The sequence below is a fragment of the Nitrincola nitratireducens genome (assembly GCF_000585235.1).
Classification (GTDB): domain Bacteria; phylum Pseudomonadota; class Gammaproteobacteria; order Pseudomonadales; family Balneatricaceae; genus Nitrincola; species Nitrincola alkalisediminis.
In genome coordinates this window covers 1-1,018 of the sequence record NZ_AONB01000060.1, presented here as the reverse complement: position 1 = coordinate 1,018, position 1,018 = coordinate 1, and the positions used below count along the sequence as shown (strand labels likewise).

The following is a 1,018-nucleotide window of genomic DNA, read 5'->3' as shown; positions in this document are numbered from 1 at the left end:
GCATCTGTCCTATTCAAAAAGCGGGTTACTTTTCAGTCCCAGTTAGTTTCAGGTTCAGCGCTGGTGTAAGCCCACTCGCTCAGGGTATTGATGCACGCCAGCAGGATGGATAATCAAAGCGACAGGCTTCGTGATGGGTGTAGAAATCGGGTTTTAGGTCTTGTTGATCAGTCAACTGACACCCGTTTTCGGCACACTCCGTAATAATCCAGTTAGACGTCGATCATCATCCTGTTGCGTGACTAACCCGTTAGAAATCGTTGTTCATCAAACACCTTTTCGTTCTTCAGCATGAAATAGACAGTGCGTCCTAGTTTGTGTGCTAGGGCTGAAAGCGCTTTTGATTTACTCATCCGCTTTTGAAATCGCTGCAAAAGCTTTTGAGCATCAGGATTGCCTCTTAGGTACAAAACGGCTGCTTCAGAAAATGCCCACTTTAAATGTGCATTGCCGATTTTGTTACCTTGAGTACCGTAAGTTTTACCGGCTGATTCGGCTTTGCATTTAATCAGTCGTGAGTAAGACGCAAACTTTTAGACGGATTCAAATCGATGAATATCGCCAATTTCATAGAGTATGGTTAAGGCTAATATGCGGCCAATACCGGGGATGGTTTGCAGTAAATAAAAGTATGTAGGTTGATGCTGTTTGGCCTGTTTTTCTAATAGCCATTCTATTTGACTTAACTCTCGGTGATAGCACTCTAGAACAGCTATATCTAGGTCGATGTTGCGTTGAACAAGTGGGTCATTAAAGGTTTTATTGAGCTGTTCTCTGGCGCAGACATTTTTCAGGTTGACCTTGTTAGGCGGTAAATTGTATTGGCTGGTGGTGTTGACGACATGAGCTTTGAGATCTGCACCGTGACGAACGAGGTTGGTGCGGCGGCGCAGAAGATCGCGGGCTGCTCTCATGCGTTTGGGATAGACATAGGCGAGCGGGAAGTTTCCACCTCTGATTAATGCTGCAATTTTGTATGAATCTATTCGATCATTTTTGGTTTTACCGCCATGAATAG

1 pseudogene is annotated in these 1,018 nt (G+C 44.5%); it reads right to left on the bottom strand.

Features of this window, described 5'->3' with window-relative positions:
* Positions 1 to 242: 242 nt before the first annotated feature.
* Positions 243 to 1,018: pseudogene (locus D791_RS18605) on the bottom strand (IS110 family RNA-guided transposase); the annotation flags it as partial.